The sequence below is a fragment of the Psychroserpens sp. genome, from assembly GCF_047633235.1.
Classification (GTDB): domain Bacteria; phylum Bacteroidota; class Bacteroidia; order Flavobacteriales; family Flavobacteriaceae; genus Psychroserpens.
On sequence record NZ_JBLIET010000001.1, the window covers coordinates 56,829 to 70,827 of the forward strand.

Annotated in this window: 7 protein-coding genes; 3 read left to right on the plus strand and 4 right to left on the minus strand. The window is 34.7% G+C overall.

Annotated elements, in window-relative coordinates; translation table 11 throughout:
* Positions 1–14: 14 nt before the first annotated feature.
* Positions 15–2,642 carry a T9SS-dependent M36 family metallopeptidase gene (locus tag ACJAZK_RS00225; RefSeq protein ID WP_415222023.1) on the minus strand — a complete coding sequence of 876 codons (2,628 nt, stop codon included), beginning with the start codon at positions 2,640–2,642 and terminating at the stop codon, positions 15–17.
* A gap of 687 nt (positions 2,643–3,329) precedes the next feature.
* On the opposite strand from ACJAZK_RS00225, the gene ACJAZK_RS00230 reads away from it, so the two are divergent.
* On the plus strand, positions 3,330–5,108 hold the full coding sequence (locus ACJAZK_RS00230; RefSeq protein WP_415222024.1) for a 1-deoxy-D-xylulose-5-phosphate synthase: 1,779 nt from the start codon (positions 3,330–3,332) through the stop codon (positions 5,106–5,108).
* On the opposite strand, the gene ACJAZK_RS00235 is transcribed toward ACJAZK_RS00230, so the two are convergent.
* From ACJAZK_RS00235 to ACJAZK_RS00245, 3 genes are all read right to left on the minus strand, one after another.
* Positions 5,086–5,256, minus strand: a complete 171-nt coding sequence (locus ACJAZK_RS00235; RefSeq protein ID WP_415222025.1) for a hypothetical protein — start codon at positions 5,254–5,256, stop codon at positions 5,086–5,088. The two genes, ACJAZK_RS00230 and ACJAZK_RS00235, sit on opposite strands and share 23 nt — an antisense overlap.
* A 131-nt stretch (positions 5,257–5,387) precedes the next feature.
* Positions 5,388–8,174 carry a T9SS type A sorting domain-containing protein gene (locus ACJAZK_RS00240; RefSeq protein WP_415222026.1) on the minus strand — a complete coding sequence of 929 codons (2,787 nt, stop codon included), beginning with the start codon at positions 8,172–8,174 and terminating at the stop codon, positions 5,388–5,390.
* A gap of 14 nt (positions 8,175–8,188) precedes the next feature.
* Positions 8,189–9,532, minus strand: coding sequence for a deoxyguanosinetriphosphate triphosphohydrolase (locus ACJAZK_RS00245; RefSeq protein ID WP_415222027.1), 1,344 nt, complete (start codon positions 9,530–9,532; stop codon positions 8,189–8,191).
* 202 nt (positions 9,533–9,734) lie between these two features.
* Here ACJAZK_RS00245 and ACJAZK_RS00250 point away from each other — a divergent pair, with 202 nt between their 5' ends.
* Complete coding sequence (locus tag ACJAZK_RS00250) at positions 9,735–11,009, plus strand: hypothetical protein (RefSeq protein ID WP_415222028.1); 1,275 nt, start codon at positions 9,735–9,737, stop codon at positions 11,007–11,009.
* 107 nt (positions 11,010–11,116) lie between these two features.
* Positions 11,117–13,957, plus strand: a complete 2,841-nt coding sequence (locus ACJAZK_RS00255) for a TonB-dependent receptor domain-containing protein (protein ID WP_415222029.1) — start codon at positions 11,117–11,119, stop codon at positions 13,955–13,957.
* Positions 13,958–13,999 lie beyond the last annotated feature (42 nt).

Here is a 13,999-nt window from a genome sequence, read left to right on the forward strand (position 1 = left end):
AAAATTAAAATACATTAGTTTTTAATAATTTTTTCGTTATAAATAAAGTTCTCACCTTGAATTTTTAAAATATACAAACCAGATTGTAATTGACTTGTATTTACTCTGATTGTATTGAATAAGTCCTCTCGCATTTCTAACACTACTCTACCATTAATATCTATTATAACAATGGTAACGTTACCCAAATTATGTCGTGTTGAAATTGATAATTCTGTTCGTGTAGGGTTTGGGTAAATAGCTAAGCGATCCTTAGAAAATTCATCAATACTTAAACTAGCACAATTGACTAATGACGGATCACTACTAGGCGGCAATGTAAAATCTTCTATTTGGTCTGTTCGAGAATTTGAATCACCTTGATCAGCATCAAATCCTAATCCACGAGCAGCGAATACATCCCAAATTAAACATTGATCAACACCGCCGGTTGTTGCCATATCAGCTGCTAATATAGCATTTCTACCATCTACGAATCCAGGACCACATGGTTGCAACTTAAGGCCATCAATAACTAATTTCATAATCTTGTTATTTCCACCATTTCCACTATACATATCAGCTTCGAAACCATATTTATCTATATACGCCCAAGTCAAATCCCATAGAACAGTTGCCCAAACAAAGCCGATGCCATGCGGCTGGGCCAGGGTATTGGATGCGTCGTATGTAAATCCATTCTCAGAAAAATCGGTACTGTAGCGCGCTGGACGTATTCCTCCGCCAGTTACAGATTGACTTATCACAAATGTTCCTATACCTCTTGCATCATCAGGAAGATCTGTTGCTTTTAAGGTTACCATAAGTCCAAACCAATCAGACCAACCTTCTCCCATTTGTTCATTATTCTGTAGACAACCAGCAGCCGAAGGACCACCTGCTAATCTGTTTGAAATACCATGACCATACTCATGAGCTATAATTCCATTATCAAAATCACCATCTATAAAATCTGTTAAATCAGGTCCAAGTAAACTGGCTGTAATATTTTCTCCATTTATGAGTGCTGTAATAAGTGCTTCACCGATATCCTGTGTAAGCATTATTGACGGTATGGTTACGCTATCTCCGACTGCTCCAGGGCCCATAACAATAGCAGCACCCGGCTCATTATTGACAACAATAGCGCCGATAGCACCAGCATTTTCTGCAGCTAATACTTTTACTCCAAATTCACAAGACCCACGTCTTAATATTGCTATATTGCCATTAAGTGCTGTCGAATTAGTCAGCGGATCACATGCATCATAGATATCGGTACTAAAGTCAGTTGCTAATATCAAATTAGAGGTAACGGGTTCGAGGTTAAGTTGTGCACCAAACGAAGCTCCCAAGCCTTCGTTTGGCCCTATTAAACTTCCGTTTTCTATAATAACCCGATCTTTTGGGTTAACGCCTGCGGGCGACCATAAAAACATTTGCATTCTTGGATTAAAACCATCTGGCGGTGTTCCAAAATTAGCATTGTTGAAACCAGTTCCGTCTTGAGCATCTGCAAAAACAAAATCATCTCCAAATCCTAGATTGGTATAATTGGTTGTTTGAAAATTTCCTGAACTCTCATCAAAACCATGATTATACCAAATGTCGTGCATCATATTATTTACATAAAATAAATTTGTGATTGCCGCGTCTTGATAGTCTAATGGGGATTCATCGAAATCTAAGGGGAAATCAAAATTCAATGCTGCGGTTCCGTTTGGAGAAAAGCCAGTTACAGAGTTGTTGCCTCTTATATCTTCCTTGGCCCAAACGTTATTACCTCTAGCAATTGTATATTCAGCACCAACAATTCCATTGACGTCATGCCACCCAAATGGCGATGCCTCTGCACTTGCAGGTTCTGTAACGATCTGTCTTGAACCATGACTTGGGCTCTCTAAGGGAAGTGCAAAAACGTTATAATTAGAGCCATCGACCAAAAAGGATTCTGGAGTTTTAACTAAATTATAAAAATCTAATTGATTCGAATGCTCTGAACTATGATGATTTTTTTCAAACGTACATGTTAATATCAAGTCATTAACTTCCAATATCTCATTAGTCAGGGCATTGACTCTAACACTCCACCAGTGCTCGTCATCCTTGGCATAAATAATTAAATCCCAAGCTAATATTAAGTTATCTTCTTGTTTTACATAAACTAACTCAACCGATATGTTTTGTGTAGAAACACCACCATTAGAGAACACATAACGATTTCCGTCACGCTCTAGTTGCTGTATATTTTGTAGACTCCCTATTTCTAAATGTGATACTACTTTTTGAATCGCTGAAACAGGTGGGAAAGAAGAAGTCGTAGAATTAACTTTATTAGAAATATTGGTTACAAAACGATTAGCATAGTAAAAAATTTTGTCGTTTTTGATAGCAACGCTAGAAATAGCATTAAAAATTCTAATTCCTTCAAAAGTCTGATTTATGTAAACTTGTGTTAAATCTGTACTTTCAGAATAATAACTGTTAGTTACAACCAGTTGTTCTACATCTTTATCTTGAAATTTAAAAAGTGACTTTTGATCTTCTAAATAATTACTTATCAGTGTCCCATGTTCTGAAGTATTTAGATTATTTTGACCAAATATATTGGAAGTGGATATTAACATTAATAGTAATACCAGGCGTAAATTAGTGTTTCTCATAGTGATTAGGGACGGTTAAAATAAGTCCAAAGAATTAGCTTAGACTCACATTTTTTTTACTCAAATATAAGGAATGATTTAGTATATTGACAACCCAATTGTTTTTAATTAAAAGTGTTATAATATTTTTTTTAATCTAAATCAATGCTATTTTTATATCTCTGTCCTAAGTTTTGTTACTACAAAAAACCGTCTAAAATGATATCATGCGATAAGGATGGATAATCTAATTCGTGTTTTAAAACAGGTATTGACCTTACAAAATAAAAGAAACTAATTCCAGAGTTTCATTCATAATACTAAGGAGCACCGTATTAACGAACATATAAGACAAGGCCAATTGGATGTGATCAAATTAAATTTGCAAGACTGTTTTTGAGTATACCATCAGTTTATATAAACTGATTTTGCATTATAAAATCGTGAAATCATTAAAGTGTAAATTGTTCTTTATGGAAGACATAGAATAAATGCTCAATTTACAATTGACAAAAATGGAAATGTGAAATATAATAGGGTAAGAGCGTCTCATAAATGGTTTACAAAAGGGACAAATCATGTTATTTGATTATTCCCAGGATATATATTAGTAATGCATCCGGGAAGAATTAATTGAAATAACCTATAATTTACCAAGCATCTTTAATATCGAAGACTAATTAATTCTCGTATTTTTGTATTGTGCAAATGCGATTATTAGAACATATCAATTTCCCTAAAGATTTAAGACAATTAAATCCTAATGAACTGCCTCAACTCGCTAAAGAGTTACGAGAGTTTATTATAGATATCGTGGCCACTAAAGAGGGGCATCTTGGTGCAAGCCTTGGTGTTGTGGAATTAACGCTGGCATTACATTACGTTTTTGACACACCCAAAGATCAACTTATTTGGGATGTCGGTCATCAAGCTTATGGTCATAAAATACTCACTGGTAGAAAAGATGATTTTCATACGAATAGACAGAAGCATGGTATAAGTGGATTCCCTAATCGTGATGAGAGTGTATATGATACGTTTGGTGTTGGGCATTCATCTACATCAATTTCGGCAGCTTTAGGAATGGCAATTGCTTCGCAGTTAAAAGGAGAAGATAAACAACATATTGCAGTTATTGGAGATGCTTCTATTGCTAGTGGAATGGCTTTTGAAGGCCTTAATCATGCAGGAGTTACTACTGCTAATTTATTAGTAATATTAAACGATAATGCGATTGGTATTGATCCAAGTGTAGGCGCATTAAAACAATATTTAACTAATGTTAAAAAAGGGAAAGAAAAGCAAGATAATATCTTTGAGGCTTTAAACTTTAATTACTCTGGACCTGTTGACGGTCATGATTTACCGTTATTAATTGCAGAATTAGAGCGATTGAAATCGGTTAAAGGGCCTAAATTTCTTCATGTAATTACCACTAAAGGAAAAGGTTTAAGGCAAGCAGAGGACGATCAGGTTAAGTACCATGCACCCGGTAAATTTGACGCTTTTACAGGTGATATTCTTCCGAAGAAGACAGAAGAACAACCACCAAAATTTCAAGATGTTTTTGGTCATACCATTGTAGAGCTTGCTAAAATGAATACAAGTATTGTGGGGATAACACCTGCGATGCCTACAGGGAGTTCTTTGAAGTATATGATGGAGCAAATTCCTGATCGTGCTTTTGATGTTGGTATTGCAGAGCAACATGCTGTGACTTTATCTGCTGGTATGGCTACCCAAGGGTTAACCGTGTTTTGTAATATTTATTCTACATTTTTGCAGCGTGCTTATGATCAAGTAATTCATGACGTGGCTATACAAAATCTTCCTGTGATTTTCTGTCTAGATCGTGCTGGTTTGGTTGGGGAGGATGGTGCCACTCATCATGGTGTTTTTGATTTAGCGTATTTAAGATGTATTCCAAATTTGATTATTTGTGCACCTCGTAATGAAATTGAATTACGTAATATCATGTACACAGCTCAATTAGGTTTAAAGTGGCCTATTGCTATTCGTTATCCTAGAGGTCGTGGAACTATTATGGATTGGAAACAGCCTTTTTCAGAACTTAAAATAGGTAAGGGGATTCAGCTTAAAAAAGGAAAAAAGTTAGCTGTATTAAGTATAGGTGCTATTGCAACTCAAGTAAAAGAGGCCATCTCTATATGTGAATGTGAGTTTAGTGATGCGATATCACATTATGATATGCGTTTTGTGAAACCGTTAGATGAAAACTTGTTACATGATATCTTTAAAACGTATGAAGAAATCGTAACTATAGAAGATGGGGTTACTACTGGCGGTTTTGGAAGTGCAGTTCTGGAATTTGCGGCATTGAATGCGTATTCAAAGCCTATTAAACTATTAGGGGTGCCAGATATATTTATAGAACATGCCTCTGTAAAACAACAACATCAATCCATTGGGATTGATGTTGAAAGCTTAATTATGTTGTTGAGTTCTATTGCGCTTCGTCTACAGTAGCAATACCTTGTTGTTCGTTGGTTTCATATACATCTACGGTATTTTGTTTTGATTCTTGATTACCATTCGTTGTAATATCATTTAGCACCAATAAAAATGCCAGTGTTACAAAACATATAACTGCAGCTCCTAGAATTTGTTTTTTCATAATAGTAGGTTTTAAAGATTTGGGTTAATCAAATATATATAAATATCGCTTAAATACAAATTTATTCGACGAAATACATAAAATAAAAAAGAAAACTTTACGGTTCCTTTTTTATTTTATCACTTTTTTGTTTACTGGATTATGATTTTTTTAGTTTCAGAATAATTATTTACACTGATACGAACAAAGTACATACCAGCATTTAAATTAAGATTAACATTGGTGTTAGACGTTGTGATATATGATTTAGTATCATAAACCTTTTGTCCATTGATGTTAAATACTGTGATATCAGCATTTCCTAAGTCACGTTCAGATTTAAGTGTGATTTGTCCATTAGAGATTGTAGGAAAGAGTGTTACTACGTTAGTATTAAATTTGCTTTCCAACACACTTAATGGTTGCGATGTAAATTGACTCGTGAAAAAGCCTCGACCAAATGTAGTCGCTAAAATTGTATTGTCTGATGCTTTTACATCTAAATCAGTAACCACAACATCACTCATGCCATTAAATGCTTGAACCCATACTGGGTTTGCTGCAGTATAATCAGGAGTTGCCCATACACCTAGTTCTGTACCAATAATAAGTTCTTGGGGGATTAATGGGTTTTGTAGAATACAACGCACTGGCAAGTCGGGTAGGTTTCCTTCAATACCTGTCCATGTTATTCCTGCATCATCAGTAAACCAGATACTTTGAACACCATAGTTATACATGGTGACAAAAATTTCTTGTTCACTTTGGCCAAATTCAATATCAGAGATACTACCCACAAAATCAATACTATTTATTCTTGTAAAAGTAGGATTATCTAAATCTGCAAAATTCCCACGTAACAGCCTACCATTTCTTAATCCAACAAATAATGTAGAAGATGTCGTTGTAAAAGGAGACACCTTTAACGCGCTTGGTGTTGAATTAAACTGTCCTGATGTAATTAAAGTGTTATCAGTTGGCAGTCCACCGGGTAAGAATTCTGAAATTCGTTCTATGGCATTACCATTACCATTTGAGTTACTTGAGGCATCAGTATATAAAAAATCTAAGTTTTTATCCAATGTCACTTGATTGATAAAACTACCACCTCCAAAGGTGGAAAGATTTGCTCCATTTGTAAAGCTAGGATAGTTAAAAAATATAGACGTATTTCCAGGATAAGTAGTTATCACATAATCACCATCAGCACTAAACTCTGTGAATCCTCCGTCTCCACCAAGAGGGTCAAAAAAACCATTTGCACCGGGATCAGCATTAATTACAAATTGAGTCCCGTTATCTTGTGTTCCTCCCGCTAAATTAGTGTTAGTAGATGCCTCATCAATAGATCCAGAATAAAACTGAATCGTATTATAATCTTTATTTCTACTTTCAATTCCGTCTGTATTACCAACAGAGTTGGCTAAGTCTGCAGAATAATAAATACCACCATCATTACCAAGAACAGCTTCAGTCCCGTTAGTTCCAGGCCTAAATACAATAGCGTGTTGATCTGCGTGGACCAGAGGTACTTGTAAATTCCCTAAGTTATTATTGTTTGACCATTTCGAAATTTGGGACCAAGTTGTGCCAGAGTTATTAGTTACAAATAAATCTATTCCTCCTACATATAAATTGCCATTTTCGTCTGCCTCAATAGGTAAATTATAAAATGCTTGATTTCTTGTATAATCTGTTGCCGGAATCCCAGCGTCAGCATCGTTTGGTTCATTTACAACTGAAATATTACCACCAGTAGCAAAAGCATCTGTAGTCATAAAAATATCAGCTTGTCCACCGATATTGCACACCAACCAAAATATATTTGGATTAGTTGGGTGTGGTTCTAATTCAGTTCTCCTTGAAGCACCAAAACCACGTACAAAACTAAATGTGATTCCATCATTTGATCTCCAGATATCGCCTCCGCCTTGACCAAACTCGTTAGACGTTGTTGTAAGCCAAATATTATTATTGACATCAATTTCTATATCATTAGGGTTTTTGTAAGTACCATTAGTAAATTGAATATCAAAACGTGTCCATGTGTCTCCATCGTCAACAGATTTATATAAGCCTCTACTATTTGAGCCTAGAAAATTATTTGGAGCGGAAGCTTCAACATATCGACCACTAGGAAATGCAGCATACAATTCTGTAATACCACCATTATTTCTAGCAACAATATCACTAACATAGAATATGCCATCAACGTTTTGTCCACCGTTACTAACACCTGTAAACCCACCAATTATATTTTCCCACGTAACACCTGCATCTAGAGATCTATAGACACCTCGTCCAATAACAGCCCCATCTGCTCCAATATAAGGTTCTCCAGAACCTACATACATTTTATTACTATCGTTTGGATCTGAAACTATAACGGTTACAGCGATATTATCTTGAATTCCAGGAATTAAAGTCCAAGAAGATTCTGGATCTATAATATCATCATTTACCCACAATCCTCCAGAGACACCACCTGCAAAAACTCGGGTGTAATCATCTGCTGGATTAGCATTGTTTATATCATTTGGGTCAAACATGATCCCTCTAGTGCGACTACCTTGATTGTTGGGTCCTCTATCAACCCATGGGTTTGTATTATCGCCTCCAACTCCTCTTAGGGCTATTCTTTGTTCTCTTAATTCTTCCTGAATGGTTATCGCTAGCTCAGGCATTGGTCTACCAGTAGATGGATCCATGGTTAATTCCCATATTTGCTCATTATATGCATTTGGTGGTAACCCTAGAGCTTTTCTTTCTTTTTTTGATAATTTTTGAGTTTCTTTATAAGAACTCTTTTCTAAATATGATAGGTGTTGATTTTTTAGGTTTTCAATGGTTTTATCTTCCTTTAAATTTGATTTTACAACCACTACAGTAATTAAAGATAAGGCAAAGAGAGTTGTGACAATAAATAATTTTCTTTTCATGTTTTCAATTTTTTTTATAAATGATTCCCCTTCAATTTTTGGTAAGATAGCATAGCATTACTATCTGACATTTTTGAAATATAAAAACAAACAGCAAGCAAACTATCATAAATAGTGTCTTTTTGCAAGTCTACGTTTGGCTCTAAAACTTTCAAAATGAGTTGGTCAAAATTAGACACATCTCCTTTTAAATTATTTATAACCGACTTTGTAAAGGTATTTAAAAGTTCATTAATAACCTTATAGCCCACAATTTCTTTGTCAATAACGTCTCTAGACTGGTATACGTTAGAGATGCTCAATTTAATGATGTCATTTATTTGAGCTTCATAGCTACTGCAATCTAGAAGTGATTTAGAAAATTTACCTTTGAGTATATCGTCTTCATTTGTCATGAAAATGGTTACAGCTTCGTTAATTAATGTGTTAATAGCTAATGATCTTAAATAACTTAATCTGTCTTGCGTATTTTGTAAAGCGTTGTATGTTTTTGTTTGTATGGAGTCTCTTACTAGATTTATGAGATATTCTAAGGCATATTCTTCTTGGATAAGACCTAAGTTAATCCCGTCTTCAAAGTCAATAATCGTATAGCAAATATCATCTGCTGCTTCTACGAGATATACTAAAGGATGTCTGCAATAACTAACATCATCATTCCTACCTCTTTTAATTAATCCAAGTTCGTTAGCGATGTCTTTAAATGTTTCTTTTTCGTTCTGAAAAAAGCCATACTTTTTATCTGCTATATGTGTGGTAGGTTTCTTCGGAAGGGATTCTTTAGGGTATTTAGTAAATGCGCCTAGCGTGGCATAACTTAATCGTAAACCACCTATGCGTCCTTGACGACTTTCGGTAAGAATTTTTAACCCGTTGGCATTACCTTCAAAATCACATAAGTCTTGATATTGTTTTTTAGTGAGTTGATCTTCGAAGTGTCGACCATTGCCAGATTTGAAAAACTCCCCGATAGCTTTTTCTCCAGAATGTCCAAAAGGCGGGTTTCCTATGTCGTGAGCTAGAGCAGCAGCAGCAACAATAGCACCAAAATCGTTCATTTGATAGCCGTGAGCATCTTTTAAATGTGGATGTTTTTCTAATAATTTCTGCCCGACTTTTCTGCCTAAGGATCGTCCTACAACACTGACCTCTAGACTGTGGGTTAGTCGTGTGTGGACAAAATCGGTTTTTGATAATGGTACGACCTGGGTTTTGTCTTGAAGGCTTCTAAATTCCGAAGAAAAAATAATACGGTCATAATCTACTTCAAAACCTAAACGTGTTTCGTCTTGTTCTTTTCGTAAGCGTTTATGCGTATCTCCAAACCGCTTTAAGGAGAGTAACTGTTCCCAATTCATATGTAATGTTTAGCTACTGCAAGATATAGTTTTTCAATGTTAATTTAATGGTTCGATATTATAAAAATATCAGTTTCTGGTAACATTGAATTAACAGTTTTATGATTTAGGATTAATACCCAATTAACCTTGACTTTACATAATGCGCTTTTCTTTGCACTGTTATTAAAACTAAACAAAAATTATTTTAAACAAAAATATCATGAAAAAATTTGTACTATCTGCTTTAATCGTTTCTTCTTTTGTATTCACTGGTTGTTTTAAAGATGACGACACTCCTATTATAATTGAGGAGATTACTATTATTAATAATAATGGTGGCGGTGGAGCCGGTGAAGATTGTCCAGTAGTCGCTGTGACAGGAATTATTCTTGAAGATACAACATGGACAAACGATAATATATATCAATTAAATCAAAAGGTGGTTGTAGACAATGGCGCTACACTGACAATTGAGGCAGGAACAATTGTTAAGGGTTCTCCTGGTACAGGTTCTTTAGCATCTGCATTAATTATTGCAAGAGGCTCAAAAATTAATGCTGTTGGTACAGCAGCACAACCAATTATTTTTACATCTATAACTGATAATATCACATGTGGCCAGACTGCTGGAACAAATTTAGATCAAGATGATAGGGGTCAATGGGGAGGATTAATTGTGTTAGGGAATGCGCCTTGCTCATTCTCTGGAGATATTTTGGAAGCTCAAATTGAAGGAATTCCAGCTGATGATTCATTTGGGTTATATGGTGGTTCTGATGCTGCTGACAACTCTGGTGTAATGCAGTATTTATCTATACGTCATGGCGGTGCATTAATTGGAGAAGGGAACGAAATCAATGGATTGACGCTTGGTGGTGTAGGAAATGGTACAGTTATTAGTCATATAGAGGTTGTCGCCAACGTTGATGATGGTGTAGAATTCTTTGGAGGTACTGTAAATGCTTCTAACATATTAGTTTGGTCACAAGGAGATGACGCTATAGATATTGATCAAGCATACTCTGGTATTGTTGATAATGTTGTTGTGGTATTAGGGAATATATCTGACCATGCTTTTGAAGTGGATGGTCCAGAAGGTACAGGTTCAGGAGCGTTTACGATTCAAAACGCTACAATTATTGGTAATGCTGATACCGAAAATGGTGAATATGCAGATTATAGAAGTAATGCTCAAGGAACTACAAATAACATCTATGCTTATGGATTTAAACCGTCTTCTGATGTGGAATTAGATAATGATGGTGTGGCTACTAATTATAGTAATGGTGATTTAATCTTTGGAACGTGGGAAATCGTTTTACCTACAGGTGTTACAGATGTCACAAGTGTTTTTGTTAATAAAGCAGAAACGGTAACTGTTACAGGTTTTGGTTCTACAGCGGCTGCAATAACATTAGCAGCAAATACAGTTGGAGCAACAACATCTGAGTTAGCTTGGACCTATTCTAATACTGCAGGTGGTTTAGGATTTTAATTAGAAAGCTAAGCGCACTGTTGCATTTGAAGTCAAGAAAACTCTAATATAAAAAGCTACTACTCATTAAAAAACAGATGAGTAGTGGTTTATTTAATTAATAAATTATGAAAAAGAAAATATACTCACTTTTACTAGTTTCCTTCTTATGTTTGGGATTTGCTTCTGCGCAGACAGGAAAGGTTACTGGTAATCTTATAGATGGTGAGTTTGTAGAACCACTGGCCTTTGGGAATATTTTAGTGAAAGGCACAACGACAGGAACTACATCAGATTTTGATGGTAAATATGAACTAGAGTTAGATCCTGGAACGTATACATTAGTTTTTTCTTTTGTAGGGTATAATACACAAGAGATTAGCGATGTTGTTATTACTGCTGATAATGTAACTAATTTGGACGTGACTCTAGAAACAAACTCTCTTGATACAATCATTCTTACAGCAAGCGTAAAACGAAATTCAGAAAGTGCAGTTTTAAATCTACAAAAGAAGTCAGTAACTTTATTAGACGGTTTATCTGCTCAAGCGATTAAGAGTAGTGGTGCAGGTAATGTTGCTGCAGCTATTAAGAGTGTTCCTGGTGTATCCATAGAAGGAGGGAAATACGTTTACGTTCGTGGTTTAGGTGATAGATACACTAAATCCATATTAAACGGTATTGATATTCCTGGGTTAGATCCAGATAGAAATACTATCCAAATGGATTTATTTCCTACAAGTATTTTAGACAATGTAATTGTGCTGAAATCTGCAGCAGCAGAATACCCAGCAGATTTTACTGGAGGTATCGTTAATATTGTCACTAAAGATTTTCCTACTAAAGCAGAATATTCTCTTTCATTAGGTAGTAGTTACAATCCAGACATGCACTTTAATGAGAGTTATTTAACATCTCAAGGGAGTAATACAGATATTTTTGGATATGATGATGGTACTAGAAATTTACCAATTAATAGATATCAACCAATTCCTTCTACCAGTGAAAATAGATTGTTATTAAACACACTTACTAATAGGTTTGAAAAAGAATTGGCTGCAAAGCAAGAAATGAGTGGTATGGATTTTGATATGGGATTTACTCTAGGTAACCAATATGATATTGGAGATGATAAAATAGGTTATCAAACTTCGTTTTCATATAAAAATACAACGACTTTTTTTGAAAACCGTGTTGATGGTGCTTATATTAAAGATCCACAGGATACTTCAGAAAATGAATTACTCGCAGCATTAGATTCTAGAGGTTCTGAAGGTATCAATAATATCATCTTAAATGGTATGGCGGGTATTGCTTATAAAACTCAAAAGTCTAAATTTAAGGTAAATGTGTTACACGTACAAAACGGAGAATCTACTGCAGGATTTTTTGATCAAATTATTTCACAAGATGGAACTGGTGGTGCTTTAGAGCCTTTGACGAAAAATTCCATTACGTATACAGAACGTTCAATTACAAATTTATTGTTAACAGGTAAGCACAGGTTGAATAGCATTAGTGATGAGAAAGCGTTTAATTTTGAATGGAAGCTATCGCCAACATTTTCTAAGGTAATGGACAAAGGCCATAGAATTACACCGTTACAACAGTCTGATGAAGGAAACTCCTTTCTATCGCCTTCTGCTTCAACGTTACCAATACAATTGTGGCGTAATCTTCTAGAAGAGTCTTGGGCAGGAAAAGTAGACTTTGATAAAACTATTGCTCTATTTAATAGACCAGCAAAAATTAAATTTGGAGGGGCTTATACTTATAAATTTAGAGATTTTAGCATTGACGATTATACATTTAATATTAGAGGAGACCAGTCGTTTATTGCCGATGGTAATGTTGATGATTTATTGGATAGTGAAAATGTATGGAACCCAACAAGTGATAATGGAACGTACCTAATCAATATTGATACATTTAACCCTATTGATGCTTACGAAGGCGAGCAACATATTGGAGCTAATTATTTTTCACTAGAATTTAATGTAAGTGAAAAACTTAAAACTGTTTTGGGGCTAAGAACTGAGTTTTTTAAAACGTATTATACAGGAACTAGAGATAATGCTACTATCTTTTTTGATAGGGATTTAATTTTAGATGAATTTGATTTTTTCCCATCTGCTAATGTTATATACTCGGTAAATGATGACACTAATTTAAGAGCTTCTTATTCAAGAACTACGGCAAGACCGTCATTTAAAGAGGCCTCTGTTTCACAAATTTTTGATCCTATTACGAACAGGTTATTTATTGGTAACATTGACTTAGTACCTACATATATTAATAATTTTGATTTGAGGTATGAATATTTTGGAGACAATGGTCAAATGTTCGCAATCAGTGGGTTTTATAAAGGATTTAAAGATGCCATAGAGCAACAATTCTTCATTAACGCACCAACTCAGCTTACAGTAGGTAATTTAGGAGATGCTAATGTAATTGGAGCAGAGTTTGAATTACGCCATCGTTTAGGGTTTATTGCAGAAAGTTTAAATGACCTTAAATTTAATCTTAATTTTTCTATTATTCAATCTCAATTAACCATGTCTGACGATGAGTTTGAAGGAAGACAAGCGAGTGCAAGAGATGGTGAAACTATAGATAGAGAAAGACAATTACAAGGTCAAGCTCCTTTCTTAGTTAATTTTGGTCTCGATTATAATAATGATGATTTAGGATTACAAACAGGCTTATTTTACAATATACAAGGAAAAACTTTAGAAGTAGTTGGTATTAGAGAAGTTCCAGATGTTTATACCAAGCCCTTTAATAGTTTAAACTTTACGTTCAATAAGACTTTTGGGGAGGATGAAAATTCTTCAATTAATTTAAAAATCACAAATATTTTGGATAGTTCTAGACTAAGTGAGTTCGAATCATTTGGAGCTCAAAACCAAATTTTCACATTGAGAGATCCAGGAACAACATTTTCTTTAGGGTACTCTTATAAATTCTAAACATAGTTTTGAATTAGTCAAAAAAAAATCCCAGCCGTAAGG

Bases quoted from the DNA above. Each gene is read 5' to 3' on its own strand.
- ACJAZK_RS00225 (WP_415222023.1), bottom strand. From the start codon at position 2,642: ATGAGAAACACTAATTTACGCCTGGTATTACTATTAATGTTAATATCC.
- ACJAZK_RS00230 (WP_415222024.1), top strand. From the start codon at position 3,330: ATGCGATTATTAGAACATATCAATTTCCCTAAAGATTTAAGACAATTA.
- ACJAZK_RS00235 (WP_415222025.1), bottom strand. From the start codon at position 5,256: ATGAAAAAACAAATTCTAGGAGCTGCAGTTATATGTTTTGTAACACTG.
- ACJAZK_RS00240 (WP_415222026.1), bottom strand. From the start codon at position 8,174: ATGAAAAGAAAATTATTTATTGTCACAACTCTCTTTGCCTTATCTTTA.
- ACJAZK_RS00245 (WP_415222027.1), bottom strand. From the start codon at position 9,532: ATGAATTGGGAACAGTTACTCTCCTTAAAGCGGTTTGGAGATACGCAT.
- ACJAZK_RS00250 (WP_415222028.1), top strand. From the start codon at position 9,735: ATGAAAAAATTTGTACTATCTGCTTTAATCGTTTCTTCTTTTGTATTC.
- ACJAZK_RS00255 (WP_415222029.1), top strand. From the start codon at position 11,117: ATGAAAAAGAAAATATACTCACTTTTACTAGTTTCCTTCTTATGTTTG.